The sequence below is a fragment of the Vibrio sp. Isolate32 genome (genome assembly GCF_022397955.1).
Taxonomy (GTDB): Bacteria; Pseudomonadota; Gammaproteobacteria; order Enterobacterales; family Vibrionaceae; genus Vibrio.
On record NZ_JAKEUQ010000039.1, the window covers coordinates 1 to 26,447 of the forward strand.

19 protein-coding genes, 16 tRNA genes and 2 pseudogenes are annotated in these 26,447 nt (G+C 45.9%); 25 read left to right on the forward strand and 12 right to left on the reverse strand.

Features of this window, described 5'->3' with window-relative positions; genetic code table 11:
* The 3 genes from L1D11_RS20245 to L1D11_RS20255 form a co-directional block, all read right to left on the reverse strand.
* On the reverse strand, positions 1 to 4,949 hold a 4,949-nt coding region (locus L1D11_RS20245), incomplete at its 3' end, for an Ig-like domain-containing protein (RefSeq protein WP_239862707.1).
* A gap of 380 nt (positions 4,950 to 5,329) precedes the next feature.
* Positions 5,330 to 5,905, reverse strand: coding sequence for an OmpA family protein (locus L1D11_RS20250; RefSeq protein WP_239833720.1), 576 nt, complete (start codon positions 5,903 to 5,905; stop codon positions 5,330 to 5,332).
* A gap of 2 nt (positions 5,906 to 5,907) precedes the next feature.
* Positions 5,908 to 7,218 (reverse strand): TolC family outer membrane protein, encoded by a 1,311-nt coding sequence (locus L1D11_RS20255; RefSeq protein WP_239833721.1) that lies wholly within the window; start codon positions 7,216 to 7,218, stop codon positions 5,908 to 5,910.
* Positions 7,219 to 7,500: 282 nt separating this feature from the next.
* Between L1D11_RS20255 and L1D11_RS20260 the strand changes: the two are divergent.
* A pseudogene (locus tag L1D11_RS20260) lies at positions 7,501 to 8,013 on the forward strand (ISAs1 family transposase); the annotation flags it as partial.
* Positions 8,000 to 8,381: pseudogene (locus tag L1D11_RS20265) on the forward strand (hypothetical protein). The pseudogenes L1D11_RS20260 and L1D11_RS20265, both read left to right, overlap by 14 nt.
* Positions 8,382 to 8,659: 278 nt before the next feature.
* Here the strand turns inward: L1D11_RS20265 and L1D11_RS20270 are convergent.
* A tRNA-Pro gene (locus tag L1D11_RS20270) sits at positions 8,660 to 8,736 on the reverse strand.
* Between the two features lie 255 nt (positions 8,737 to 8,991).
* On the opposite strand from L1D11_RS20270, the gene L1D11_RS20275 reads away from it, so the two are divergent.
* The 3 genes from L1D11_RS20275 to rluF all read left to right on the forward strand — a co-directional run bounded on the left by L1D11_RS20275 (position 8,992) and on the right by rluF (position 11,182).
* On the forward strand, positions 8,992 to 9,132 hold the full coding sequence (locus L1D11_RS20275; protein ID WP_239833722.1) for a DUF3149 domain-containing protein: 141 nt from the start codon (positions 8,992 to 8,994) through the stop codon (positions 9,130 to 9,132).
* 166 nt (positions 9,133 to 9,298) lie between these two features.
* Positions 9,299 to 9,880 (forward strand): DNA endonuclease SmrA, encoded by a 582-nt coding sequence (smrA, locus tag L1D11_RS20280; RefSeq protein WP_239833723.1) that lies wholly within the window; start codon positions 9,299 to 9,301, stop codon positions 9,878 to 9,880.
* A gap of 168 nt (positions 9,881 to 10,048) precedes the next feature.
* On the forward strand, positions 10,049 to 11,182 hold the full coding sequence (gene rluF, locus L1D11_RS20285; protein WP_239833724.1) for a 23S rRNA pseudouridine(2604) synthase RluF: 1,134 nt from the start codon (positions 10,049 to 10,051) through the stop codon (positions 11,180 to 11,182).
* A gap of 120 nt (positions 11,183 to 11,302) precedes the next feature.
* Here rluF and ybaK read toward each other — a convergent pair whose 3' ends face one another.
* The 8 genes from ybaK to hemA form a co-directional block, all read right to left on the reverse strand.
* Positions 11,303 to 11,776, reverse strand: coding sequence for a Cys-tRNA(Pro) deacylase (gene ybaK / locus L1D11_RS20290; protein ID WP_239833725.1), 474 nt, complete (start codon positions 11,774 to 11,776; stop codon positions 11,303 to 11,305).
* A 118-nt stretch (positions 11,777 to 11,894) separates the two neighbouring features.
* Positions 11,895 to 13,556: a bifunctional UDP-sugar hydrolase/5'-nucleotidase UshA gene (gene ushA, locus L1D11_RS20295; protein WP_239833726.1), complete on the reverse strand. Its 1,662-nt coding sequence runs from the start codon at positions 13,554 to 13,556 to the stop codon at positions 11,895 to 11,897.
* Positions 13,557 to 14,014: 458 nt separating this feature from the next.
* A complete protein-coding gene (gene kdsA, locus L1D11_RS20300; RefSeq protein ID WP_239833727.1) occupies positions 14,015 to 14,866 on the reverse strand; it encodes a 3-deoxy-8-phosphooctulonate synthase in 852 nt (283 codons plus the stop codon).
* A gap of 25 nt (positions 14,867 to 14,891) precedes the next feature.
* On the reverse strand, positions 14,892 to 15,701 hold the full coding sequence (locus L1D11_RS20305) for a SirB1 family protein (RefSeq protein ID WP_239833728.1): 810 nt from the start codon (positions 15,699 to 15,701) through the stop codon (positions 14,892 to 14,894).
* A gap of 27 nt (positions 15,702 to 15,728) precedes the next feature.
* Entirely contained in the window at positions 15,729 to 16,112 is a 384-nt protein-coding gene (locus tag L1D11_RS20310) for a SirB2 family protein (RefSeq protein ID WP_004739804.1), read from the reverse strand.
* Between the two features lie 197 nt (positions 16,113 to 16,309).
* Positions 16,310 to 17,170, reverse strand: coding sequence for a peptide chain release factor N(5)-glutamine methyltransferase (prmC, locus tag L1D11_RS20315; protein WP_239833729.1), 861 nt, complete (start codon positions 17,168 to 17,170; stop codon positions 16,310 to 16,312).
* Positions 17,171 to 17,175: 5 nt separating this feature from the next.
* Entirely contained in the window at positions 17,176 to 18,264 is a 1,089-nt protein-coding gene (gene prfA / locus L1D11_RS20320) for a peptide chain release factor 1 (RefSeq protein WP_019821589.1), read from the reverse strand.
* Positions 18,265 to 18,292: 28 nt separating this feature from the next.
* Entirely contained in the window at positions 18,293 to 19,552 is a 1,260-nt protein-coding gene (gene hemA / locus L1D11_RS20325) for a glutamyl-tRNA reductase (RefSeq protein ID WP_048659779.1), read from the reverse strand.
* Between the two features lie 160 nt (positions 19,553 to 19,712).
* On the opposite strand from hemA, the gene lolB reads away from it, so the two are divergent.
* The 20 genes from lolB to L1D11_RS20425 all read left to right on the forward strand — a co-directional run bounded on the left by lolB (position 19,713) and on the right by L1D11_RS20425 (position 26,303).
* Positions 19,713 to 20,360 carry a lipoprotein insertase outer membrane protein LolB gene (gene lolB, locus L1D11_RS20330; protein WP_239833730.1) on the forward strand — a complete coding sequence of 216 codons (648 nt, stop codon included), beginning with the start codon at positions 19,713 to 19,715 and terminating at the stop codon, positions 20,358 to 20,360.
* A complete protein-coding gene (ispE, locus tag L1D11_RS20335; RefSeq protein WP_239833731.1) occupies positions 20,357 to 21,232 on the forward strand; it encodes a 4-(cytidine 5'-diphospho)-2-C-methyl-D-erythritol kinase in 876 nt (291 codons plus the stop codon). Before lolB ends, ispE begins: the two co-directional genes overlap by 4 nt.
* A gap of 27 nt (positions 21,233 to 21,259) precedes the next feature.
* Positions 21,260 to 22,204: a ribose-phosphate pyrophosphokinase gene (locus L1D11_RS20340; RefSeq protein WP_239833732.1), complete on the forward strand. Its 945-nt coding sequence runs from the start codon at positions 21,260 to 21,262 to the stop codon at positions 22,202 to 22,204.
* A 201-nt stretch (positions 22,205 to 22,405) separates the two neighbouring features.
* Complete coding sequence (gene pth, locus L1D11_RS20345) at positions 22,406 to 22,996, forward strand: aminoacyl-tRNA hydrolase (RefSeq protein WP_004739815.1); 591 nt, start codon at positions 22,406 to 22,408, stop codon at positions 22,994 to 22,996.
* A 10-nt stretch (positions 22,997 to 23,006) separates the two neighbouring features.
* A complete protein-coding gene (gene ychF / locus L1D11_RS20350) occupies positions 23,007 to 24,098 on the forward strand; it encodes a redox-regulated ATPase YchF (protein ID WP_063523318.1) in 1,092 nt (363 codons plus the stop codon).
* A gap of 281 nt (positions 24,099 to 24,379) precedes the next feature.
* Positions 24,380 to 24,456: transfer RNA gene (locus L1D11_RS20355), tRNA-Met, on the forward strand.
* 66 nt (positions 24,457 to 24,522) lie between these two features.
* Positions 24,523 to 24,607: transfer RNA gene (locus tag L1D11_RS20360), tRNA-Leu, on the forward strand.
* A gap of 29 nt (positions 24,608 to 24,636) precedes the next feature.
* Positions 24,637 to 24,711, forward strand: a tRNA-Gln gene (locus tag L1D11_RS20365).
* Positions 24,712 to 24,788: 77 nt separating this feature from the next.
* Positions 24,789 to 24,865: transfer RNA gene (locus tag L1D11_RS20370), tRNA-Met, on the forward strand.
* Between the two features lie 72 nt (positions 24,866 to 24,937).
* A tRNA-Leu gene (locus tag L1D11_RS20375) sits at positions 24,938 to 25,022 on the forward strand.
* Between the two features lie 30 nt (positions 25,023 to 25,052).
* Positions 25,053 to 25,127 (forward strand) — tRNA-Gln (locus L1D11_RS20380).
* A gap of 82 nt (positions 25,128 to 25,209) precedes the next feature.
* Positions 25,210 to 25,294: transfer RNA gene (locus tag L1D11_RS20385), tRNA-Leu, on the forward strand.
* 30 nt (positions 25,295 to 25,324) lie between these two features.
* A tRNA-Gln gene (locus L1D11_RS20390) sits at positions 25,325 to 25,399 on the forward strand.
* Positions 25,400 to 25,481: 82 nt separating this feature from the next.
* Positions 25,482 to 25,566: transfer RNA gene (locus L1D11_RS20395), tRNA-Leu, on the forward strand.
* 30 nt (positions 25,567 to 25,596) lie between these two features.
* A tRNA-Gln gene (locus tag L1D11_RS20400) sits at positions 25,597 to 25,671 on the forward strand.
* Between the two features lie 19 nt (positions 25,672 to 25,690).
* Positions 25,691 to 25,765: transfer RNA gene (locus L1D11_RS20405), tRNA-Gln, on the forward strand.
* An 82-nt stretch (positions 25,766 to 25,847) separates the two neighbouring features.
* A tRNA-Leu gene (locus L1D11_RS20410) sits at positions 25,848 to 25,932 on the forward strand.
* 33 nt (positions 25,933 to 25,965) lie between these two features.
* Positions 25,966 to 26,042, forward strand: a tRNA-Met gene (locus tag L1D11_RS20415).
* Between the two features lie 71 nt (positions 26,043 to 26,113).
* A tRNA-Leu gene (locus L1D11_RS20420) sits at positions 26,114 to 26,198 on the forward strand.
* A gap of 30 nt (positions 26,199 to 26,228) precedes the next feature.
* Positions 26,229 to 26,303, forward strand: a tRNA-Gln gene (locus L1D11_RS20425).
* Positions 26,304 to 26,447: the final 144 nt, after the last annotated feature.

Below are 26,447 nucleotides of genomic sequence, written 5' to 3' on the forward strand. Positions count from 1 at the left end.
CCGCCACTGCCGTCAATGTCAAAGGTCACATCTTGGCTGTCACTGAGCTCGGTGTCGTTGCCGACGTAATCGAGCACGCGCACTTGGTACGTCTGCACTTCCCCGTCGGTGCGGGTGGTGGCGTCGACGTAACTCCAGCTGCTGCCACTGACCGTGGCGTCGTTCCACGTCGCACCGCCGTCAAGGCTCACTTGGACGATGTCGTTGTTGAACGTCCCGGTCAGGCTACCGCTGACGGTGATGCCATCCACATCGTTGGTGATGAAATCCGTCGCCAGACCTGAGTCGTCGGTGATGCTGTCTATCGCAACACCAGTGATACCCGAGTTGGTGCCGCCGGTACCCGTACCGGTGCCGCCGCCACTGCCGTCAATGTCAAAGGTCACGTCTTGACTGTCACTGAGCTCGGTGTCGTTGCCGACGTAATCGAGCACGCGCACTTGGTACGTCTGCACTTCCCCGTCGGTGCGGGTGGTGGCGTCGACGTAACTCCAGCTGCTGCCACTGACCGTGGCGTCGTTCCACGTCGCGCCGCCATCAAGGCTCACTTGGACGATGTCGTTGTTGACCGTGCCGGTCAGGCTACCGCTGACGGTGATGCCATCGACGTCATTGGTGATGAAATCCGTCGCTAGACCTGAATCGTCGGTGATGCTGTCTATCGCAACACCAGTGATACCCGAGCTGGTGCCGCCGGTACCCGTACCGGTGCCGCCACCACTGCCGTCAATGTCAAAGGTCACATCTTGGCTGTCACTGAGCTCGGTGTCGTTGCCGACGTAATCGAGCACGCGCACTTGGTAAGTCTGCACTTCCCCGTCGGTGCGGGTGGTGGCGTCCACGTAACTCCAGCTGCTGCCGCTGACCGTGGCGTCGTTCCACGTCGCGCCGCCGTCAAGGCTCACTTGGACAATGTCGTTGTTGACCGTGCCGGTCAGGCTACCGCTCACGGTGATGCCATCGACGTCGTTGGTGATGAAGTCTGTCGCCAGACCCGAGTCGTCGGTGATGCTGTCGATAGAGACCGCGGTCACGCCTGAGTTGGTGCCGCCGGTACCCGTACCGGTGCCGCCGCCACTGCCGTCAATGTCAAAGGTCACATCTTGGCTGTCACTGAGCTCGGTGTCGTTGCCGACGTAATCGAGCACGCGCACTTGGTAAGTCTGCACTTCCCCGTCGGTGCGGGTGGTGGCGTCGACGTAACTCCAAGATAGACCACTGACCGTGGCGTCGTTCCACGTCGCGCCGCCATCAAGGCTTATTTGGACGATGTCGTTGTTGACCGTGCCGGTCAGGCTACCGCTCACGGTGATGCCATCGACGTCGTTGGTGATAAAGTTTGCCACACCCGAATCTTCGGTGATGCTGTCGATAGAGACCGCCGTCACGCCCGAGTTGGTGCCGCCGGTACCCGTACCCGTGCCGCCGCCACTGCCGTCAATGTCAAAGGTCACATCTTGGCTGTCACTGAGCTCGGTGTCGTTGCCGACGTAATCGAGCACGCGCACTTGGTAAGTCTGCACTTCCCCGTCGCTGCGGGTGGTGGCGTCGACGTAACTCCAGCTGCTGCCACTGACCGTGGCGTCGTTCCAGGTCGCGCCGCCGTCAAGGCTCACTTGGACGATGTCGTTGTTGAACGTCCCGGTCAGGCTACCGCTCACGGTGATGCCATCCACATCGTTGGTGATGAAGTCCGTCGCCAGACCCGAGTCGTCGGTGATGCTGTCGATAGAGACCGCCGTCACGCCCGAGCTGGTGCCACCGGTACCCGTACCGGTGCCGCCGCCACTGCCGTCAATGTCAAAGGTCACATCTTGGCTGTCACTGAGCTCGGTGTCGTTGCCAACGTAATCGAGCACGCGCACTTGGTACGTCTGCACTTCTCCGTCGGTGCGGGTGGTGGCGTCGACGTAACTCCAGCTGCTGCCACTGACCGTGGCGTCGTTCCACGTCGCGCCGCCGTCAAGGCTCACTTGGACGGTGATGCCATCGACGTCGTTGGTGATAAAGTCTGCCGCACCTGAGTCATCAGTAATAGTATCGATAGAGACCGCGGTCACGCCCGAGTTGGTGCCGCCGGTACCCGTACCGGTGCCGCCGCCACTGCCGTCAATGTCAAAGGTCACGTCTTGGCTGTCACTGAGCTCGGTGTCGTTGCCGACGTAATCGAGCACCCGCACTTGGTACGTCTGCACTTCCCCGTCGGTGCGGGTGGTGCTGTCCACGTAACTCCAGCTGCTGCCACTGATCGTGGCGTCGTTCCACGTCGCGCCGCCGTCAAGGCTTACTTGGACGATGTCGTTGTTGACCGTGCCGGTCAGGCTACCGCTCACGGTGATGCCATCGACGTCGTTGGTGATGAAGTCTGCCGCACCTGAGTCATCAGTAATAGTATCGATAGAGACCGCGGTCACGCCTGAGTTGGTGCCGCCGGTACCCGTACCGGTGCCGCCGCCACTGCCGTCAATGTCAAAGGTCACATCTTGGCTGTCACTGAGCTCGGTGTCGTTGCCAACGTAATCGAGCACGCGCACTTGGTACGTCTGCACTTCCCCGTCGGTGCGGGTGGTGGCGTCCACGTAACTCCAAGATAGACCACTGACCGTGGCGTCGTTCCACGTCGCGCCGCCGTCAAGGCTCACTTGGACGATGTCGTTGTTGACTGTTCCGGTCAGGCTACCGCTGACGGTGATGCCATCGACGTCGTTGGTGATAAAGTTTGCCACACCCGAATCTTCGGTGATGCTGTCGATAGAGACCGCGGTCACGCCCGAGTTGGTGCCGCCGGTACCCGTACCGGTGCCGCCGCCACTGCCGTCAATGTCAAACGTCACATCTTGGCTGTCACTGAGCTCGGTGTCGTTGCCGACGTAATCGAGCACCCGCACTTGGTAAGTCTGCACTTCCCCGTCGCTGCGGGTGGCGCTGTCCACGTAACTCCAAGATAGACCACTGACCGTGGCGTCGTTCCACGTCGCACCGCCATCAAGGCTCACTTGGACGATGTCGTTGTTGACCGTCCCGGTCAGGCTACCGCTGACGGTGATGCCATCCACATCGTTGGTGATAAAGTCTGCCGCACCTGAGTCATCAGTAATAGTATCGATAGAGACCGCGGTCACGCCCGAGCTGGTGCCGCCGGTACCCGTACCGGTGCCGCCGCCACTGCCGTCAATGTCAAAGGTCACATCTTGGCTGTCACTGAGCTCGGTGTCGTTGCCGACGTAATCGAGCACGCGCACTTGGTAAGTCTGCACTTCCCCGTCGCTGCGGGTGGCGCTGTCCACGTAACTCCAGCTGCTGCCACTGACCGTGGCGTCGTTCCACGTCGCGCCGCCATCGAGGCTCACTTGGACGATGTCGTTGTTGACCGTCCCGATCAGGCTACCGCTCACGGTAATGCCATCGACGTCGTTGGTGATAAAGTCTGCCGCACCTGAGTCATCAGTAATAGTATCGATAGAGACCGCCGTCACGCCCGAGTTGGTGCCACCGGTACCCGTACCGGTGCCGCCGCCACTACCATCGATATCAAAAGTCACATCTTGACTTGTAGCTAACTCGGTGTCATTGCCGATGACATCAAGTACGCGCACTTGGTAAGTCTGCACTTCCCCGTCGCTGCGGGTGGTGGCGTCCACATAACTCCAAGATAACCCACTGACCGTGGCATTATTCCAAGTAGTACCACCATCTAGACTCACTTGAACAATATCGTTATTGACCGTCCCAATCAGGCTACCGCTCACGACAATGCCATCAATATCATTAGTCACAAAGTCCGTCGCCACGCCAGTGTCGTCGGTGATACTGTCTAATGTAACGGCTGTTACACCAGAGTTAGCGACAGTATCGAGTTCAAAATCGATTGACGTACTTGAGCCAGTGGTGTTGCCTGCGGCATCACTGATGGTCGAGGTAACGCTGTAGTTGCCATCTTCGGATAGAGACGGAATGGTGATCCCTGCTGAGCCGTTACTTATGTCGGTCGCCGTCACCGTGTAAGTTTGCTCGGTAACGCTGCCGTCTGGGTTTGTGATCGCAAGAGTGATGGTATCGCCCGCTTCGACTCCGGTCGGAACGCTGACCGACACTTGTAACCCATCGCTGTTTTCACTCGCATTCACAAAACCATCAGCGGCTTCGGCTATTGTCAAGGTTGGGGCAGTATCGCTGCTGCCATCACCGTCTTCATCTCCCGGCACGGTGGTGTCGAGTTCAAAATCGATTGACGTACTTGAGCCAGTAGTGTTGCCTGCGGCATCACTGATGGTCGAGGTAATGCTGTAGTTGCCATCTTCGGATAGAGACGGAATGGTGATCCCTGCTGAGCCGTTACTTATGTCGCTCGCCGTCACTGTGTAAGTTTGCTCGGTAACGCTACCGTCTGGGTTCGTGATCGCAAGAGTGATGGTATCACCAGCTTCTACTCCAGTAGGGAGACTGACCGACACTTGTAGTCCATCGCTGTTTTCATTCGCATTCACAAAACCGTCTGTGGCTTCCAAAATTGATAATGTTGGAGGGAAATTACCGGCAGTCAGATCTGGAGTTTCAGTTAATGGGGAATCTAAGTTTTCAAGCTCATTAATAGATAAGGGAGATGTTTCGAAAAATGTAGAAACTGCAGGAATATCTAAACCGGCAAACTCTAATGTAAATGCTGTGGATATTGATGAGCTAATTGGATTACCAGATTGCGGGGCCGTGTTTTCCACTAACGTTGCATCTCCCCCTTCTTCAATAGTTTCTATCAACTGGGTAATAGTATCCAACTGAGCTTGAGATGAGACATCCTCGACAGTTTGCTGCACACTGCTACCGTTTAGTTGACCAAAAAACAAGTAGGGTTCTGAGTCACCTTTCAATAAAAATAAAGGGTTTGTCGATCCAGGGGCTTTCCCTTCTTTAACCGTTCCATCTTCTTGTATCGTAAGTAATATTTCCATATTTAACCCCGAGCCTTTAAACAGCTTAAAAAAACAAAATATAAGTAAAGAATAGACAAAAGATAATTGAGCTTCAACAAAGTATTCAGCAAAACGATAGCGTAGAGCCTAACAAAACTTGCACGGCACAGGAGTTCCAGTAAAAACAGTGCGATATCCAGTATAATTCAATTAAGTCTAAGAAATTAAACTCACCTTTATTTGAAACAAAATCCAAGTCCGACGCACTAAAAAGTTTATTACAGCTAGCATGCGATAACTATTTCAATAATTTGAATAATTTGAATAATTTGAATAATTAAAAACATACACTAACTGCTGGGCTACAGTGTTTCTAGAGCCTATGGCACTAAAACCTTAAGGCGTTTATTTTCTAAATATTAATTAACCAACTCTTCAAGTAGCTCTTCTGTTAATGAAGTAAGAACAACTATTACCTTTCTATCTTCTGCAGAATTAGTACTATTTACCTGACTTGCACCAAAACCAACGATTTTGACTCGTTCTGGATCCACCCCATTTTGAGTCAGTATGTCTTTAACTGAAGCCGCCCGCTTTTGCGAAAGGTATAAGTTGTATTCTCTATCACCCAACATACTGGCATAGCCGAATAACTCAATTGATGTTGATTTGTAGTTATTCATAAATCGAGCAATAACTTGAATCTCATCAATAAAAGTATTGGGCACTTCAAAAGAGTCATGTATGAAGTAGACTTCCAATAAACTCAGTCCTTCTGGGACTATGCTCGTGGTACAACTGTCGTGATTAGCTTGGTAAGGTAAAAGACCAACAAGGCACTTAACCTGCTCACTTATGACTCCATTAGTTTCGCTTGTTGAACTCAAATTTTTTGATCTGATTGACTGTTGCTGGTTTGTTTTATTTTCTTCTTTATAAGCAAGAGTTTGAAAACTCATAACAACACAAAAAAATAACAATAAGTTTCTAATCACAATCAATACTCCACAGTTTGATTCCACTCATCTGGGGTTTCAATAGACAATGAGTTGATAAGCAAGCCTACTGAATTAAGAATGCGGTACCTAGCATATTGTTCATCATATTTTAGATCTAGGTGGTTTTTTTTAGCTTCGAAAAGCTCGTTTTCTGTATTTAACAAATCTAGCAAAGTACGTTGACCAATTTTATATTGTTTTTGATAGGCTGTAACGGTAGCGGATACAGACTCTACACGTTCATCTGTGAAATTTTTATTTTTCAATATAAAATCGAGAGCGTTCCAAGACAAATTCAAAGCTTCCTCTACGTTCCTGTATGCCGAGTCTCTTAGGTCTTTCGCTTTATTCAGCTGATAAGCAGCACTCTCAGAAAGATCAGAATCAGAACCGCCATTATAAAGGTTATAACGCACTCTAAGCATCGCTAGTGTCTCCTGCCTTGAACCTTTATTGCCATCTGCATCATCGCTCCAAGATTGAGAGGCTTCAATCGAGAATGTGGGATAGTTCTTACTTTTTGATTGCTCGTATTGAAAAAAAGCAGCGTCGACATCAACCATAGATGCTTTTATCACTGGGTGATTATCAAAGGCCAGTTCTAATGCATCAGCTAAATCGATAGGAACAACCGATGAATCGGCTTGCGGAGAGACAAGGTTTTTCGGTTGCTCACCAACTACTTTGGTAAACCGTATATTTGTATCGTATAGGTTGTTTTGTGCCGAAGCTAGGTTACTATGTGCCTTTGCGACACGAGCATTAACTTGGTGAAGATCTGCAGTTGAACCTATACCGGACTCAACTCTTCGCTTAATATCTTTAGAGATTTTTAAATGTACTTCTAAATTATTCTCTGATAGCCCCAGTATTTCTTCAGCTTTAACCACATCTATATAAACTTTTGCAACCTCCAACGATTTATCTTCTATGTCCGATATCAATTGTAGTCTTATCGACTCAGCTTCGGCTGCGGCTCTATCTATATTATTCTGAGTAGAAGCTCCGTCCCACAGTAGTTGAGTTAACGATATTGTGGCCTCTTTCTTTGTGTAATCAGTATCAGGAATACTTTTTGTTGCAGGCTTAATGCCTTCATAACCAATGGCCGCATCGAAGTCTACACTTGGCAAATAAGCCCCTTCAGATGCATCTCTGTTTTTTTTCGCACTAGCAAATTCGTGAAATACGCTTTTAATTTCAGGGTTAGCCGAAAGAGTTAAAGTAATGGATTGCTCTAAAGTTTGAGCAGATAGCGAAGAAGCAGCTAGTACACAATAGCTGACAGTTGATAATTTAAATAAATTCAAAGTAATGCTCCTTTTACTCATATTTTTATTAAACATTTCAATCATAGTCATGTGTATGATAAATGTGAAGTTTTGAAACAATAATATCTGCAACTTAATACCTATACCCGTTCAAGGGCGAAATCGCACTTTGTTAACAACTATGATCTAATAGCTTTAAACCTACAAATCAAAAGAGCGGAATCTAACTTTAGTTATTGAATATAAATAACTTTATTTTTAATTGGAACTTTTTTTGATAGTCACGATCAGATCATGAAGTAAAAAACATGAGAGACTCTTATGATTATCATTGAAGAGCTAAAAAAAGTGAAAGATACACGTTCGCACATCAACCAAGTCTACCCTGTTATGGAAGTCGCTTTTGTTGCCATAACAGCCATGCTGTGTGGTCAAAATAAATGAACGGATATCAAAGATTTTGGTGAAGGTAATATCGACTGGTTACGTGAATATTTCCCCTACGAAAATGGCCTTCCTACCCAACATAATATTGCAGCCATTATGAGGGCTGTTTTTCCTGAAACGCTCTTAGAAGCGATGGTGGGCTGGGTTAATTTGCATAGGGAGAAGCATGCTCAGCCCATCATCAGTGTGGACGGAAAGGCACTAAAAGGAGCTAAAGCGAATAAGCAAGATAATCCTCTTTATACGGTCTCAGCATTCGGCGTTGACGAAGGTTTGACTCTCACACATCACCCCTGTGAGGGCAAAGGGATGGAGCTAACAGCGATAAGAAATCTGTTAGATACTTTAGATATAAAAGGATGTTTATTAACAGCTGACGCCCTCAATAACCTCAGCCAAAGAAACGTGCTCCATTGAACAGTTTCAGGCTATAGATATTCAACCGGATACCAAAGGCGGTGTATTAGATAAAGAAAGCGGCCAGTTTTTAATTGCAGAGAAGCCCTCGATGCACTGCGCCAATATTACGTTCACAACGTCTACAATACGAAACCGTATCGCAAGCCAAATGAACAACAATTTTGAAGCGAGCTTTTACGACAACCAAACGGGTATCTCTCACTCGGTGACGTTTGATGAAGATGAGGTAAAGGCTGGTTACATTCGAATTGGCCCCAATTAAGCCAGCTGAAGCGTATGCTTGTTTTGTTATCTCGGAAACACCAATCAAGAGCATTACCTGTGATGTTAAGTAAATAGGTTTGAGACTATTGGATCAATCCTTGTCTCTATGCAGGGCGTTTAAAAGAACAAGAGATTCCCAATTCGCTCCTTCGTCGCTCTAGAGAATTACACATATACCAAAATACAAAAAAGCCGTAGCCCCTTCTATTACAAAGAGTGCTACGGCTTTTTTCAATGTAATCGGTGAAGAGCTTGTTTTAAACATCAGACGAACCCCGCCTGGGTTTTAATCCTATTTCCTACATCCCGAAACGACGAAATCCTGCTCACTGAGCAGGCTTTCTATAAGTGGTCGGTGAAGAGGGATTCGAACCCCCGACCCTCTGGTCCCAAACCAGATGCGCTACCAAGCTGCGCTATTCACCGAGATATCTAACTGGCTCATTGCCTGTCGATGGAGCGTATAATACGGATTCAGAATTTATCCGCAAGGGCTTTTTATCATATTTATTGCGATTTTGAATCGTTCGAGCAAAAGACATACAACAACAAGCTCAATGTGACGAAAAACACACAGTTACCAACAAGTATTTAACTTATGCAACAGGATTGATCCAGATCAGTGAATTGATAATGCCACTTAATACACTAACCCATGTCATATAACTTTGAGGTATACACATGGACTTTTGGCTAGATCTCCTATTTGGTAATGCGGTGGGACTATCTTCAATGATAGTAATCTTCGGGGCTCTGGGTCTCATGATGTTTTATGGAGGCTTCTTCATCTACAAAGTTATTACTGACAAATCTCCTCACTAGAGTCGCTCAGCCTAAATCATTTACCTAAAGCCTCATTACTATCGGTAAATATGAAAACGCTTTGCACCGGAGCTGACTTCTCTTGTCTCCTCCGGTTTTTTCATTTTTAAACCCTACCCCAACTTAGGTATACTTAATCTATTATTCCCAACTTGAGATACACACTATGTCTCATGATGACAATTTAGATCTATTCCAACAAATGATGGGCGATGTTAAACGTATAGACCATGACACCGCAGAACACCAGAAAGTACATCGCGTTACAGAGTCTCAGCTTGCTAAGCGTGAAGCCGCTATGTGGCTCTCTGATGATGAGAAAGATTACCTATCACTCGATTACTCTCCGATGGTTAAGCCAGACGACGTTATTGCTTATAAGAAGGATGGTGTTCAGGAAGGCGTATACAAAAAACTGCGCTTAGGTAAGTACCCCATTCAGGCCAAACTCGATCTCCATAGAAAGACGCTGAAAGATGCTCGCAACGAAGTGCTGTCATTTTTACGCCAATGCTTAAGAATGGATGTTCGCACTGTCATTGTTGTTCATGGGAAAGGAGAACGCTCAAACCCACCAGCGATGATGAAAAGCTACGTGACTAACTGGCTTACTCAGATCAACGATGTGCAATGTGTACACTCAGCACAGCAATTTCACGGTGGTACCGGTGCTGTTTATGTCATGCTTAGAAAAAGCAATGAGAAGAAACTAGAAAATAGAGAGCGTCATCAAAAACGTACTAGCTGATCATCGAAATTCTGGAACGGGCTTTCACCCCAAGATCGATATTTAGTGCCTAGACTCAAACCAAGTGCTAAAATTGTCGTCAGTTAACGAATTCAAACGTAAAGCAACTGCTCTGTAGTTGCTTTTTTGTTTCCCTATATTTCCGTTGTGAAACGCTAAGAGAATATCATGTCACAAGAATCCCAAGCTAAACGCCTTAACAAATACATCAGTGAAACTGGTTTTTGCTCACGCCGCGAAGCCGACAAACTGATTGATGCAGGTCGAGTTACTATTAACGGCAAAATCCCAGAAATGGGTACCAAAGTAATGCCAGGTGATGATGTTGAAATCGACAACAAACCGGTTCGCTCGAAAGAGAAGCCAATCTACATCGCTTTGAATAAGCCGACAGGCATTACCTGCACCACTGAGCGTGATATTCCCGGGAACATCGTCGATTTCATCGGTCACCATAAGCGCATCTTCCCGATTGGCCGCCTAGACAAGCCTTCTGACGGACTTATCTTCTTAACCAACGACGGTGATATCGTAAACAAGATCCTACGTGCAGGTAACAACCACGAAAAAGAATACGTGGTGCGCGTAGATAAGCCGATTACGACTGAGTTTTTGAAGCAAATGGGCGCTGGTATTCATATTCTCGATACGGTGACTTTGCCATGTAAAGTAGAAAAAGAGACCAAATTCTCATTCCGAATTACACTAACACAAGGCCTGAACCGTCAGATTCGTCGTATGTGTGAGGCTCTAGGTTACGAAGTATTTAAGCTTCGCCGCGTTCGTATTATGAATATCTCACTAGACGGTATTCCTAACGGAAAATGGCGCTATCTGAGCTACGAAGAGATCACTGAAATCTTAGCAATGTGTGAAGGTTCAGTAAGCACTGAAGATGCGTCAAAAATTAACGCAAAAGGTCAACGTATTCGTAAGGCGACTGACGCGAAACTTTTTGATAGCCGTGAAGAGAACCAAACTTCCACAGCGCGCCGTAATCAAAAAGATAACCGCACTCGCACTTACCGCGGTAACAATGCAGATGAATTCCGTCATGCGCCGAATTCGAAGCGTGGCCGTAACTCATCGAATAGTGACAGCGGCGGCAATACTGAGAACTGGAAATCGAACTCTCGTTCTGAACGTTCTAATTCAGATAGAAACAGTTCAGACCGCAATCGTAAAGATCGCGACAACAACGATCGTCGAAGCGGTAAACCAGCAAACCGCAGCCAAGATTCAAACAGACCGAGTAAGCCTGCACCGAAACGTGTGAGTGGTACTTTAGGTCTGAAGAAGTAGTCATAGTTCATCCTCAATGTGCAAACACATTTCAGGATAGATACTCGATATAAAAACGCCCGCTAAGTTAGCTTAGTGGGCGTTTTTTTTCGATAATTTTATCACCATGACGGCGACAACCTACAAGCATAGATAAGCAAACTGACCGCGAGTCAGCAATGCTAAGTCTTTTGGATCGAGTTCAATTTCTAGCCCTCGTTTCCCTGCACTCACACATATCGTTTCAAAATTAGTGGCACTGGAGTGAACAAAGGTAGGCAATGCTTTCTTTTGACCAAGTGGGCTAATTCCACCAACAACATACCCCGTGGTTTTCTGCGCGATGTCAGGGTTCGCCATCTCAGCCTTTTTTCCTTTCGCCGCTTTTGCTGCAAGTTTTAGGTTTAGCTTTTGGTCCACAGGGATAACCGCCACAGCCAAGTCTTTAGCCACACCGTTCAAACAGAACAACAACGTTTTGAACACGCGTTTAGGATCTTGACCAAGCGCTTCAACCGCTTCTAATCCATAGTTGGTATTATTCGCATCGTGATGATACTGATGCACGGTATGAGCGATTTTCTTTTTCTTGGCAAGATTGATTGCTGGGGTCATAACAAATCCAAACGATAGATAAACAAAAAGCGACGCCGAGGCGTCGCTTTAGTTAAATTTATCATGGTGCTAGAGTCAATCTAATTCAGCACCTAGTAATTAAATTTATTGGGTTCAATTACTTGTAAACCATTTGGCCTGAAGGCGCGTACTTGTTCACGTCAACCGGGCTGTTTGCTTCTAGATACTCTTTCAATACTTCAGCATCAACAAAGCCAGTGTTTACGTAGCCAGGGTGGTCAGACAGTTTAGGGTAACCGTCGCCACCAGCAGCGTTAAAGCTTGGTACTGTGAAACGGTATGTTTCGCCTAGACGAAGTTGTTTGCCACCGATGAGTACATTCGATACTTCGCCGTTCGCTACTGTCATTGAAATACCAGCAAACTGAGCGTAAGCACCAGAATCAATTGGTTTAGTTGCCACTACATTTAGGTAATCAAGAACTTCTTTACCCGTCATATCTGTGTAAGTCAGGATGTTTGCAAAAGGTTGTACTGTTAGTACGTCTTTGTAAGTTACCTCACCCGCTTCGATAGAATCACGAACGCCACCAGAGTTCATTACTGCAAAATCTGCTTTTGCGCGTTCCATGTGAGACGTTGCAATCAAACGGCCTAGGTTTGTTTGTTGGAAGCGGACCACATTACGGTCACCTTCAAGTTTACCGTTTGTATCAGCGATCTTAACTTCTAACTGTGCTTGGCCTTGCTCTTGGAAAGGACGCAGGAATTCAAGTAGCTCTGGATCTTGTGCGATTTCATCTTGGATAAGAACACGTTGCTTCTTACCGTCGATCTTAACCTTTTTCTTCAGGTTAACTGGGATCAGATCGTAGCTCACCATCTCTAGTTCGCCGTTACGGAATTCGTAATCAGCACGACCTACATACTTGCCCCATTCGTGGGCTTGAACGATGTAAGTACCGTTTTGTACGTCAGGCTTACACTCATCACCCGGCTTGAAGTTTTTCTTCGCAACGTTAGGGCCTTCCATACATACAGGCTCTTGAGAGTGACCACCAACGATCATGTCTAGATCGCCTTCGTTTAGGTAACGAGCAAGTGCTACATCACCCGGAGCATTAACGCCACGCTGGCCATTTTCGTAGTGGCCCATGTGAGTCACAGCAAAGATTAGATCAGGTTTTTCTGTTTCTTTAAGTTCAGCGATCAGTTTTTTCGCTTCTTCTTTAGGGTCACGGAAATCGATGCCTGCGATGAATTCAGGGTTACCAATCTTTTGGGTATCTTCCGTTGTTAAACCAATAACCGCAATCTTGATGCCTTGTTTTTCAAACATTTCGTACGCTTGAAATTTGCGCTCACCCGTAGCTTTATCGTAGATGTTTGCTGAAAGCATCGGGAAGTTAGCCCAATCAATTTGCTTTTGCAGTACGTCTAACGAGTTATCAAATTCGTGGTTACCCAATGCCATTGCATCGTAACCAATTTTGTTCATGCCTTTGAAATCAGGCTCTGCATCCTGAAGATCTGACTCTGGTACACCAGTGTTAATGTCACCACCAGATAGAAGCAACACGCTACCGCCTTCTGCTTCAACTTCTGCACGAAGTTGGTCAACAAGCGTTTTACGCGCAGACATGCCGTATTCGCCGTATTTGTTCTGCCAGAAACGACCATGGTTATCGTTTGTGTGAAGAATTGTTAGCTTGTAAGTTTCGTCTTGGTTCCAATCATGAGCTGATTGAGACGCACACCCAGCTAGAGTCGCTAGAATTGCAGCACTTAGTGCTGTCTTTAGAATAAGGCGTTGCTTCATTGTCATACCTTTGAACTTTTTAGGGGAATCCACTGCTTTTTTTATCACTCAAACCCAACAGACGTACGTTAGAACACATCGTTAGAAATGAGTAAAACATGAAGTAGTTTAAATTAAGACGGTAAACCTAACAGAGTGATTTCATATTTATGTCGGATTGATCACCTTAATCTCCTATCGAGTGTGTAACAAATCGGCAAAGTTGCATTTGAGCTAATAAGTGATCACAGGCAAACGTTTTCATAATTTTTTAGATTATTTGTGATTTACTCAATTCAGCTTCCCCATAATGTGACGTTCGTTAAATTTATTTGATTTACCAGATCCTTAATAGGTACGTTATAACACTACAAACCACACTAACGCTAGTTTAAGGAGCTCAAGCTAGTATCCATTCACTTAGCTATAGATACAAAAAAGCCGACACTTGCGCCGGCTTTGAATTCTATACAGTTCGATTACTTAATATCGATGTGGTCAAAGCCTTTGATAAGGTCATCAAGTGCTTTCATCTGCTTCAAGAACGGCTCTAGCTTATCCAGAGGCAGTGCCGATGGGCCATCACAACGTGCTTGATCTGGGTTCGGGTGAGCTTCAATGAACAGACCAGCAATACCTGTCGCAAGACCCGATTTTGCAAGTTCAACCGTTTGCTCACGACGACCGCCAGATGCAGCACCTGAAGGATCACGCATCTGTAGAGAGTGCGTTACGTCAAAGATGATTGGGCTGCCGTTTGAAGCTTTCTTCATTACGCCAAAACCAAGCATATCTACAACTAGGTTGTCGTAACCCATGCAAGCGCCACGCTCACAAAGGATAATCTTGTCGTTGCCACATTCAGCGAATTTATCCACGATGTTGCCAACTTGGTTCGGGCTCATGAACTGAGGCTTCTTCACGTTGATAACGGCACCAGTCTTAGCCATCGCTTCAACAAGGTCAGTTTGACGAGCTAAGAATGCTGGAAGTTGAATAACATCAACCACATCAGCAACCGGCTGAGCTTGTGCTTCAGTGTGAACATCAGTGATGATCTTCACGCCGAATGTGTCTTTCAATTCTTGGAAGATCTTTAGCCCTTCTTCCATACCAGGGCCACGGTATGAGTGAACTGAGCTGCGGTTTGCCTTGTCAAAAGACGCCTTAAATACATAAGGGATACCCAGCTTTTCAGTTACTTTCACGTAGTGCTCACAGATCTGCATTGCTAGATCGCGAGATTCAAGAACGTTCATGCCCGCAAATAGCGTAAATGGCTTGTCGTTAGCAATTGGCATATCGCCAATATGAACTGTTTTCTGTTCCATCATATTCTCTCTAAATAATTATTAATTAGTGAACAACCACGCTCTTTTCATTCATGACGTTCACTTGAGATTTCAGTAACTCAGATGCAGGGTCATCTGGGCATTGGTCGATAAAATATTGGTAATCTGTTGCTGCTACTTGGTGGCAATCCAGCTGTTGATAGATGAAGCCACGGTCACGAATCTCATACGGATCGTCAGGTACAAACGTTAATGCAAGGTCTGTACATTTCAATGCTAGCGTATAACGCTCTTCTCTCAGTAGTGCACTCTTTAGCAAAGCTAACCACTTACCAATGATTGTTGGATGGTCAGCCACTTCTAGATGCTCAGATTTAAGCTCAGCTAACGGACCATTATGGCCGATCAGCCACGCTCGTAGCGTTTGCTCACCAACGTATTCACCATTATATGGATTGATATATACTGCAGCTTGGCCGTACCAAGTCACTTTAAGTAGAAACTGAGTCGGAAAAGAGACTCCCTCTACTGGAAAGCCTAGCTTGCGACCTAGAAAAAGAAAGATCGCACCAAGACTGACAGGAATACCTTTCTTACGCTCTAGCACTTTATCGATGAAAGCATTCTCTGAAGAGAAGTAAGCGTCTTTATCACCCGCAAAGCCCCACTCATAGAAGAATAGTCGAATAAAGGACTCAAACTTCTGTTGCTCGTCAGTTTCATGAACCAAAGCAAACTCAGCTTCTTTAAACAGTCTCGCCAGCTCTTGTTCAGCCCAAGCGTCTTGAGTATCTGGGTTAATCGCTTTATTTAAGATCAATGCACCTTCAGCTAATTCTAGCTGGTCAAAGTCTTCGTCAAAAAATTCGTACATAGGTAGTTAACCGAAATAAGGAGATCATTAACCGAAAAATGTTGGTGTCTTCGTCATCGCAATTTTGCCAGCCATCGCTAACCAGCCAAGCGCACCGAAGAACGAGAATACTCTCAATAACTTGTTTTTACCCAACTTAAGCGCAAAGAAACCGAGTGCGATATAAGCCATCACACAAGTTAGCTTTTCTGTTAGCCATGGCGCAGCTGGAGTAAATGGAATAAAGCCAGTGATAAAAATCAAACCAATACCCGATAGCAATAGCAACGAGTCGTTGATATGAGGGAAACGCTGCAAGAAAGGGTGCTTAAGCTTTGGTGAGTTCGCCATCATAAGAACGAAACGAATTGAAAGAAGTGACACGCTTATCGCAATCGTTAGTAGGTGAAAATGTTTTAAACCTTCGTACATGGTATTCCTTTATATTTTTATATGTGCTTTCGTTAACACGAGCGACACACTAGCAGTTAGTGCTCTGTATTTCTGCGTTAAATGCATTATCGAGTCAAATGTAATTTCGCGTTAAAGGTATCAATTTCATAAGTTCACCCTCTAGGGTTATATGAGTGGCTAACAACTACTGGGCCCCCTAAGCAAACGACAACGAACTATGAGCAATAACGACCCAGTGTCACTCGGTCATTACCACCGTAATCTTTCTCTGTGGCAATATCGCGATAACCGAGCGCCTGCATAATCTCACGCACAGCCAAGCCTTGGTCGTAGCCGTGTTCAAATGCCAACCAACCTTCATTTTCCAAAAAGCCGCGTGCATTTTCAGAAATGTATCGAATATCCGCGAGTCCTTTCTCTTCCGCAACCAGTGCCGTGATTGGCTCAAAACGCACATCGCCTTGAGACAAATGAGGATCATTCTTCTCAATGTATGGCGGGTTAGAGACAATCAGAGAGAACTTCACAGTCTCCTCAGAGCTCAAAGGCTCAAACCAACTGCCGTGCAAAAAAGTAGCGTTGGTGATGTTTAAGCGCTTCGCATTTTCTGTCGCAAGCTGTTGCGCTTCAGGGCGAAGATCAATACCCGTTACCTGTCGATTCGGCATCTCAGACGCCAATGCTAACGCGATAGCACCTGTACCTGTCCCTAAATCTAGAATCGCACCTTTCTTGCCGTAAGTTTTATCCAAAGCCACCTCAACCAAACGCTCGGTATCTGGGCGAGGGATTAATGTAGAAGGGGAAACTTTTAACGGCAGTGACCAAAACTCACGCTCACCGATAATGTAAGCCACAGGCTCACCAGTTAAGCGACGTGTTAGAAGGGCATTGAATTCAGACTCTTGCTCTGAGGTGAGATGCTTCTCAGGCCAAGTAAGCAGGTAAGCTCTTGGTTTATCTAAGGCGTGACAAAGCAGTACCGCGGCATCAATTGAGGGTGATGTGTTATCACCCTCTTGAAGCTTTACGATTGCTGCTTTTAAAGCACTTTCAACCGTATATGCTGACTGCATACAGGTTAGTTGTTCTCTGCAAGTGCAGCAAGCTGATCGGCTTGGTGCTCTTGAAGTACAGGATCAAGCAAGCTTTGCATGTCACCTTCAAGTACTTCGTTAAGACGGTAGATAGTTAGGTTGATACGGTGATCCGAAACACGACCTTGTGGGTAGTTGTACGTACGAATACGGTCACTACGGTCACCAGAACCTAGTAGGTTACGACGTGTATCAGAAACAGCTGCCGCGCGGCGCTCTTCCTCTGCTTGAACAATACGCGCAGCAAGAACAGCCATCGCTTTCGCTTTGTTTTTATGCTGAGAACGCTCGTCCTGACACTCTACTACTGTACCCGTTGGTAAGTGAGTAATACGGATTGCTGAATCCGTGGTGTTAACGTGCTGACCACCCGCGCCTGATGCACGGAAAGTATCAATTTTAAGGTCGCCCGCTTTGATTTCTGGAAGATCAGCCTCAGGGATCTCAGGCATAACTGCAACCGTACATGCTGACGTGTGAACACGGCCTTGAGACTCAGTTTCAGGTACACGTTGTACACGGTGACCGCCTGACTCAAACTTCATTGTGCCGTAAACAGCGTCGCCACTAACCTTAGCGATCATCTCTTTGTAGCCGCCTTGTTCAGAAGCATTGCTGCTCATGATTTCAACGCGCCAACCTTTCTTCTCAGCAAACTTAGAGTACATACGGAACAGGTTGCCCGCGAAGATACCCGCTTCATCACCACCCGCGCCTGCACGGATTTCAAGGAAACAGTTACGCTCATCGTTTGGATCTTTTGGGATCAGAAGAATCTGTAACTCATCAGTCAAACGCTCAATCGCCGCTTTTGCGTCTTTGATTTCGTCTTGAGCCATTTCACGCATTTCAGCGTCATCTTCATTTGCCATCTCTTCAGCAGCTTCTAGATCTTCTTGAGCTTGCTGGTATGACTGGAAGCAAGCCGTCACTTCTTCTAATTGAGAGTACTCTTTAGAAAGTGCACGGAATTTGTCTTGATTCCCGATTACATCTGGATCACCAAGTAGATGTTGAACTTCTTCATAGCGTTCAACAAGTGTTTCAAGCTTTACTAGAATCGAGGCTTTCATAATGTCTTATTCTGTTAGAGGTCTAATATTATTGAGGGTTTTCTAAACCCAAACTCTGTCTAATGACCATTAATTTTGCAGGTTCTCCTTGCTCTGCTGCACTTTGAAGTGCACGCGTTGGAGCATGGATCAATTTGTTTGTGAGCTTATTACTTAGCTCAAGTAAGACTTTCTCAGGATCACCACCAGCGGCAAGTGATTGTAAACTCTTACTTAATAATTCTTCTCGGATTTCGTTGGCCGATTTACGGTAGTCACGAATACTGTCTACAGCTTGTAGTGAACGCATCCAACTCATGAATGCTGCACTTTCTTCGCTAACTATTGCTTCCGCTTGAATCGCTTCCACTTTGCGTTGTTCAATGTTGCCATCAACAATCGACTGTAGATCATCCACTGAATAAAGATAGGCGTCGTTTAACTCGCCAACCTGAGATTCCACATCACGCGGAACCGCAATATCAACCAACAGCATCGGTTGATGTTTTCTTGTCTTAAGAGCGGTCTCTACCATACCCTTACCTATAATAGGTAACGGACTGGCGGTTGAGCTGATAACAATATCCGCTCGATGCAGATGATCAGGGATCTCATTGAGGCTGATCACTTCAGCACCAAACTCTTCAGCCAGCCCTAAAGCACGCTCACGAGTTCGGTTAGCCACAATCATCTTGGTACAGCCATTCGCTGAAAGATGCTTGGCCACCAACTCAATGGTTTCACCCGCACCCACCAATAACACGGTTGAATCAGCAATGGATTCAAATATGTGTTTGGCTAAAGTACAAGCTGCGTAAGCAACCGAAACCGCGCTTCCGCCGATCTCTGTTTCAGTTCGAACACGCTTCGCGACAGAAAACGATTTCTGGAACAATTTTTCCATTGATGCATCAACAGATTTGTTCTCTCGCGAGTCTGTATAAGCTTGCTTCACCTGACCTAAGATCTGCGGCTCGCCCAATACCAAAGAGTCCAAACCACAAGCTACACGCATTAAATGTTTAATCGCTGCTTGCTCTTCATGGATATAAAGGCTTGGTTTTAGCTCTTCAGGGCTAACTTGATGGAAAACTGACAACCAATCGATAAGCTTGTTTTTTGCAACGCCTTTGACGTCACAATACACTTCAGTTCGATTACAGGTAGAAAGTATGACACTTCCATTTACGTGTGCATTTGCGTTAAGTTGCTTGAGTGCCTCAGATAATTTATCTGGACCAAAAGCGACTTTTTCTCGCAATTCAACCGACGCTGTATTGTGATTGATACCTACGGCAAGCAAAGACATGTATCAGAAGTTCTCGATCAGGGAATGGAAACAAGGGGCGAATTTTACTTGATGCATGGCTCTATTTAAAGAGCAAGCGGGATTTGTTTTCCTGACTTCGTGAATTCAATGCTATAGTTGAAGCGTTTTTTAGATAAATTTGAACAAGTTGTGAGCAAATATGAGCAAGCTTCTCAAAATCGCGTCTCTTATTTTTATGACAATAATTATGGTGGGTTGCTCGTCTATCCCAGAACAACCAACCAGCGTCGAATGGCAAAGTCACCAAGATCGGCTTTTAAAGATAGAAAATTATCAAGCCGCAGGTAAGCTCGCTTACATTTCTCCCGAGCAACGCCAAAGCCTAAATTTCATTTGGAAACATTCACCAAGTCAAAGTCAATTGAGGCTGACGACTTTTCTCGGTCAAACGGTGTTGAACCTAACTATTGAGTCATCGGGCGCAAAAGTCGTGACCTATGATGACCAAGTATTTACTCATGCGAGTGCTTCCGTTTTAGTTGAGCAATTGACAGGCTTGCAGATCCCTATTGATCATCTACCACAATGGTTCCTTGGTATTCCTGACCAAGCCGATTGCTATCAACTAAACAGCACCAACACGCTTGAATCTCTGTCCAAACAAGTAAGCAACCAATTATGGACACTGAGTTTTGCTAACTATCGCAATACTGAGTTGCCAAATCAGCAACTGTCTGAAGGCACAGATGCCGCTACACAGTCGATACCTCTACCAACTCGACTGTCATTCAAACAAGACCAAAACAAAATCAACATTGTAGTTTCGAAGTGGACACTGAAAAAATGATTACAACGCCAACCCACTGGCCTTCTCCAGCTAAACTGAATTTATTTCTCTATATCACTTGTCAACGTGACAATGGCTATCACGAACTTCAAACCTTGTTTCAGTTTGTCGATTTTGGTGATGAACTGACGGTTACCGCAAACCGAGAAACAAGCTCGATAACCATCACACCTGAAATTCCAGGCGTTGCTACAGAAGACAACCTGATTTGGAAAGCCGCTATTGCGCTGCAGCAATATACCTCAACCTCTTTCGGTGCCGACATTGAACTCAAGAAAGTACTTCCTATGGGGGGGGGTATTGGCGGAGGCTCTTCAAATGCCGCAACCGTGTTGGTCGCACTTAACTATCTATGGCAACTCAACCTGTCTGATGATCAGCTCGCAGAGATCGGACTGAAACTAGGGGCTGACGTTCCTGTATTCGTTCGAGGCTACGCCGCCTTTGCGGAAGGAGTTGGAGAACAGCTGCAACCCGCTAATCCGGATGAGAAATGGTATCTCGTTGTCAAACCTCAGGTGAGCATAGCAACTGTAGACATATTCACACATTCAGAATTAACTCGAAACACGCCAAAGCGAGCGCTATCAACGCTTCTAGAGCAAGAATACGTAAACGATTGCGAAAAAATTGTGCGAATGCTGTACCCAGAGGTTGATAAGCAACTTTCATGGCTGCTACAATACGCGCCGTCGAGATTGACTGGCACAGGTTCGTGTGTTTTTGCTGAATTTAACAGCAAAAAAGACGCCGAATTGGTGCGAGAAAAGCTGCCTGACACCGTTTCCGCATTTGTAGCGAAAGGACGAAACATTTCTCCTTTGAAAGAAACGTTGGCTGAATACCACTCAGCCCACCCACAATCTATTTAAAACTGGACGCAACCCGAGGTTTCCACCGTGCCTGATATGAAGCTATTTGCTGGTAACGCAACACCTGAACTAGCCCAACGTATTGCTGATCGTCTATACATCTCTCTTGGCGATGCTACTGTAGACCGTTTTTCTGATGGCGAAGTCGCTGTTCAAATCAATGAAAACGTTCGTGGTAGCGATGTATTCCTGATTCAATCAACTTGTGCACCAACCAATGACAACCTAATGGAATTGGTGGTAATGATTGACGCAATGCGCCGTGCTTCTGCTGGCCGTATTACTGCTGTAATCCCTTACTTCGGTTATGCCCGTCAAGATCGTCGTGTACGTTCTGCACGTGTGCCAATTACTGCAAAAGTTGTTGCAGATTTCCTTTCTAACGTTGGCGTAGACCGCGTTCTTACTATCGACCTGCACGCAGAGCAAATTCAAGGCTTCTTCGATGTACCAGTTGATAACATCTTCGGTACTCCAGTTCTTCTAGAAGACATGGCTAACCGCGACCTAGAAAACCCAGTTGTAGTTTCTCCAGACCTTGGTGGTGTTGTTCGTGCTCGTGCAACAGCTAAAGCGCTAGGTGACGTTGATATCGCTATCGTTGATAAGCGTCGTCCACGTGCTAACGTTTCTGAAGTAATGAACCTAATCGGTGATGTTGAAGGCCGCGACTGTGTTATCGTTGATGACATGATCGATACTGGTGGCACACTATGTAAAGCAGCTGAAGCGCTTAAAGAGCGCGGTGCTAAGCGTGTGTTCGCTTACGCAACTCACGCTGTTTTCTCTGGTACTGCTGCGAACAACATCAAAAACTCTGTTCTAGACCAAGTTATTGTAACGGATTCTATCTCTCTATCTCCAGAGATGGCTGCGACAGGTAAAGTAACAACACTTAGCCTTTCTCGCATGCTTGCTGAAGCGATTCGTCGTATCAGTAATGAAGAATCAATCTCAGCGATGTTCAATTGATCAAGGCTATTTAAGCTTTGTTTTAGAAACTCGTTAGAGAAAGAAATTAAGCACTTCATTTGATGAAGTGCTTTTTTTATGTCTGGTGACCATTGTTTATCACATCCCGGAATAATCATGGTGCTATCAGCTAGCTCGCACCTTTTTCATAAACTGTGATATCATACGGCGCTTTTTGAAATCCCAAGAGAGATCCATACCTTGAGCCAACAAATAAAACTTCTCGTTGGACTGGCTAATCCAGGTCCAGAATACGCCAAAACTCGCCACAATGCGGGTGCTTGGGTAGTTGAAGAATTAGCACGTGTACACAACGTAACACTGAAGAACGAACCAAAGTTCTTTGGCCTAACGGGTCGTATCATGGTTCATGGCGAAGATCTTCGTTTGCTGATCCCAACGACTTTTATGAACTTGTCAGGCAAAGCAGTTGCAGCTTTAGCAAAGTTCTACCAAATTAAACCAGAAGAGATCATGGTTGCTCATGATGAGTTAGACCTTCCTCCTGGTATTGGAAAGTTCAAAAAAGGTGGTGGTCATGGTGGACACAACGGTCTAAAAGACATCATCAGCAAACAGGGTAACAATAAAGAATTCTATCGTCTGAGATTAGGCATCGGCCATCCTGGACACAAAGATAAAGTTGCAGGTTATGTATTAGGCAAAGCTCCACAAAAAGAGCAAGAGTGTATCGAGGCCGTCGTTGACGAATCGGTTCGCAGCCTAGACATCTTATTAAAAGATGGCCTACCAAAAGCACAAAATCGCTTACATACGTTCAAAGCAGAATAAGGTTTATATCATGGGTTTTAAATGTGGCATCGTTGGTCTACCAAACGTTGGTAAGTCAACTCTGTTTAACGCACTGACTAAAGCAGGCATCGAAGCAGCAAACTTTCCATTTTGTACGATCGAACCAAACACAGGTATCGTTCCGGTTCCAGATCTACGCTTAGATGCATTAGCAAAAATTGTTAATCCACAAAAGATCCTTCCAACAACGATGGAATTCGTTGATATCGCTGGCCTAGTTGCTGGTGCATCTAAAGGTGAAGGTCTTGGTAACAAATTCCTAGCAAACATCCGTGAAACTGACGCGATCGGTCACGTTGTACGCTGCTTTGAAAACGAAAACATCGTTCACGTTTCTGGCAAAGTATCTCCAATCGAAGATATCGAAGTGATCAACCTTGAACTTGCACTTGCTGACTTAGACAGCTGTGAGCGTGCAATTCAACGTAACGCTAAGAAAGCAAAAGGCGGCGACAAAGACGCTAAATTCGAAATCACTGTACTAGAAAAACTACTACCAGTTCTTACTGAAGGTGGTATGGCGCGTACTGTTGAACTAGCGAAAGAAGAAGCGGCAGCAATCGGCTACCTAAACTTCCTAACACTTAAGCCAACAATGTACATCGCAAACGTTGCTGAAGATGGTTTTGAAAACAACCCTTACCTAGATGCTGTTCGTGAATACGCTGCAAAAGAGAACAACGTTGTTGTTGCTGTATGTGCTGCTATCGAATCTGAGCTTTCTGAGCTTGACGACGAAGATCGTGAAGAGTTCCTAGCGGACATGGGTATCGAAGAACCAGGTCTAAACCGAGTGATCCGCTCGGGTTACGAGCTACTGACTCTTCAAACTTACTTCACTGCGGGTGTTAAAGAAGTTCGCGCTTGGACAATTCCTGTAGGCGCAACAGCTCCACAAGCGGCTGGTAAGATCCACACTGACTTCGAAAAAGGCTTCATCCGAGCTGAAGTTGTTGGTTTTGATCACTTCATCGAATTTAACGGTGAGAGCGGCGCAAAAGACGCAGGTAAATGGCGTCTAGAAGGCAAAGAATACATCGTAAAAGATGGCGACGTTGTTCACTTCCGCTTCAACGTATAATTGCTGATTAAATATCGGTTAAAAGGCCAGTGAATTTCACTGGCCTTTTTGTTTTTACTCTTTCGCAAGAGTTCGGCGTCAGAAAGTTAACTTCCTATATATATCGCCTTTTTGACCTATTTTTTGCCGACAAATACGTCTCTTTGACTAAAAAGAAACCGAACAGATGTTTATTCGTGATTTATTCAAAAAAAAAGTTGACGGGTTTCACTCAACTACGCATAATGCGCCCCGTTCACAGCGAAGCGGCAACGTTTCAAAATGAGCAACAATTTGGAAATGGCTACTTAGCTCAGTTGGTTAGAGCACATCACTCATAATGATGGGGTCGCAGGTTCAAATCCCGCAGTAGCCACCATTTCCTAAGCACTCTATTCGTTATTAAACACTTGTTTTTAACTATAAAGAGTTTTTAGGAAATAAAGCGGACGTGGCGGAATTGGTAGACGCACCAGATTTAGGTTCTGGCGCCGCAAGGTGTGAGAGTTCAAGTCTCTCCGTCCGCACCATATTGAGATGTCTTAATTGATAACATTGTTGGGCTATCGCCAAGCGGTAAGGCACCGGCTTTTGATGCCGGCATTCCCTGGTTCGAATCCAGGTAGCCCAGCCACAATTTAAAGTGTAATTATCTTTAAAAAGATAATGGCATTGAAAGCAAGATTATATTATATTGTCTCGCTCTCAGATGGCTACTTAGCTCAGTTGGTTAGAGCACATCACTCATAATGATGGGGTCGCAGGTTCAAATCCCGCAGTAGCCACCACTTTTTCTTTTGAAATAGAAAGACAACGTCCTATTGAATCACCAATATTCAGTATGACTATAAATATTTGCTGCGGTCGTGGCGGAATTGGTAGACGCACCAGATTTAGGTTCTGGCGCCGAGAGGTGTGAGAGTTCAAGTCTCTCCGACCGCACCATTATTTAGATGTCTTAATTGATGTCATTGTTGGGCTATCGCCAAGCGGTAAGGCACCGGCTTTTGATGCCGGCATTCCCTGGTTCGAATCCAGGTAGCCCAGCCACTATTTATAACTCCTTGCTAATAGCAATGAGCACAACGTTTTATTGAGCTACCAATACTCAGTATAACTACAAAGATTTGCTGCGGTCGTGGCGGAATTGGTAGACGCACCAGATTTAGGTTCTGGCGCCGAGAGGTGTGAGAGTTCAAGTCTCTCCGACCGCACCATTATTTAGATGTCTTAAATGATGTCATTGTTGGGCTATCGCCAAGCGGTAAGGCACCGGCTTTTGATGCCGGCATTCCCTGGTTCGAATCCAGGTAGCCCAGCCACTATTTATAACTCTTTGCTAATAGCAATGAGCACAACGTTTTATTGAGTCACCAATACTCAGTATAACTACAAAGATTTGCTGCGGTCGTGGCGGAATTGGTAGACGCACCAGATTTAGGTTCTGGCGCCGAGAGGTGTGAGAGTTCAAGTCTCTCCGACCGCACCATCATTCAGATATCTTCATTGATATCATTGTTGGGCTATCGCCAAGCGGTAAGGCACCGGCTTTTGATGCCGGCATTCCCTGGTTCGAATCCAGGTAGCCCAGCCACTATTTATAACNTCATTGTTGGGCTATCGCCAAGCGGTAAGGCACCGGCTTTTGATGCCGGCATTCCCTGGTTCGAATCCAGGTAGCCCAGCCACTATTTATAACTCCTTGCTAATAGCAATGAGCACAACGTTTTATTGAGTTACCAATACTCAGTATAACTACAAAGATTTGCTGCGGTCGTGGCGGAATTGGTAGACGCACCAGATTTAGGTTCTGGCGCCGAGAGGTGTGAGAGTTCAAGTCTCTCCGACCGCACCACTATTTAATAATGAATCGATTAGATTTATTATTGGCTACTTAGCTCAGTTGGTTAGAGCACATCACTCATAATGATGGGGTCGCAGGTTCAAATCCCGCAGTAGCCACCACTTTTCTTTTGAAATAGAAAGACAACGTCTTATTGAATCACCAATATTCAGTATGACTACAAAGATTTGCTGCGGTCGTGGCGGAATTGGTAGACGCACCAGATTTAGGTTCTGGCGCCGAGAGGTGTGAGAGTTCAAGTCTCTCCGACCGCACCATCATTCAGATATCTTCATTGATATCATTGTTGGGCTATCGCCAAGCGGTAAGGCACCGGCTTTTGATGCCGGCATTCCCTGGTTCGAATCCAGGTAGCCCAGCCACTATTTATAACTCCTTGCTAATAGCAATGAGCACAACGTTTTATTGAGTTACCAATACTCAGTATAACTACAAAGATTTGCTGCGGTCGTGGCGGAATTGGTAGACGCACCAGATTTAGGTTCTGGCGCCGAGAGGTGTGAGAG

Excerpts from the sequence above, each read along its gene's own strand:
- lolB (WP_239833730.1), top strand. The coding sequence starts at position 19,713 with ATGAGCAAGCTTCTCAAAATCGCGTCTCTTATTTTTATGACAATAATT.
- kdsA (WP_239833727.1), bottom strand. The coding sequence starts at position 14,866 with ATGGAACAGAAAACAGTTCATATTGGCGATATGCCAATTGCTAACGAC.
- ushA (WP_239833726.1), bottom strand. The coding sequence starts at position 13,556 with ATGAAGCAACGCCTTATTCTAAAGACAGCACTAAGTGCTGCAATTCTA.
- prfA (WP_019821589.1), bottom strand. The coding sequence starts at position 18,264 with ATGAAAGCCTCGATTCTAGTAAAGCTTGAAACACTTGTTGAACGCTAT.
- ispE (WP_239833731.1), top strand. The coding sequence starts at position 20,357 with ATGATTACAACGCCAACCCACTGGCCTTCTCCAGCTAAACTGAATTTA.
- rluF (WP_239833724.1), top strand. The coding sequence starts at position 10,049 with ATGTCACAAGAATCCCAAGCTAAACGCCTTAACAAATACATCAGTGAA.
- L1D11_RS20305 (WP_239833728.1), bottom strand. The coding sequence starts at position 15,701 with ATGTACGAATTTTTTGACGAAGACTTTGACCAGCTAGAATTAGCTGAA.
- hemA (WP_048659779.1), bottom strand. The coding sequence starts at position 19,552 with ATGTCTTTGCTTGCCGTAGGTATCAATCACAATACAGCGTCGGTTGAA.
- smrA (WP_239833723.1), top strand. The coding sequence starts at position 9,299 with ATGTCTCATGATGACAATTTAGATCTATTCCAACAAATGATGGGCGAT.
- ybaK (WP_239833725.1), bottom strand. The coding sequence starts at position 11,776 with ATGACCCCAGCAATCAATCTTGCCAAGAAAAAGAAAATCGCTCATACC.
- ychF (WP_063523318.1), top strand. The coding sequence starts at position 23,007 with ATGGGTTTTAAATGTGGCATCGTTGGTCTACCAAACGTTGGTAAGTCA.
- L1D11_RS20275 (WP_239833722.1), top strand. The coding sequence starts at position 8,992 with ATGGACTTTTGGCTAGATCTCCTATTTGGTAATGCGGTGGGACTATCT.
- L1D11_RS20310 (WP_004739804.1), bottom strand. The coding sequence starts at position 16,112 with ATGTACGAAGGTTTAAAACATTTTCACCTACTAACGATTGCGATAAGC.
- prmC (WP_239833729.1), bottom strand. The coding sequence starts at position 17,170 with ATGCAGTCAGCATATACGGTTGAAAGTGCTTTAAAAGCAGCAATCGTA.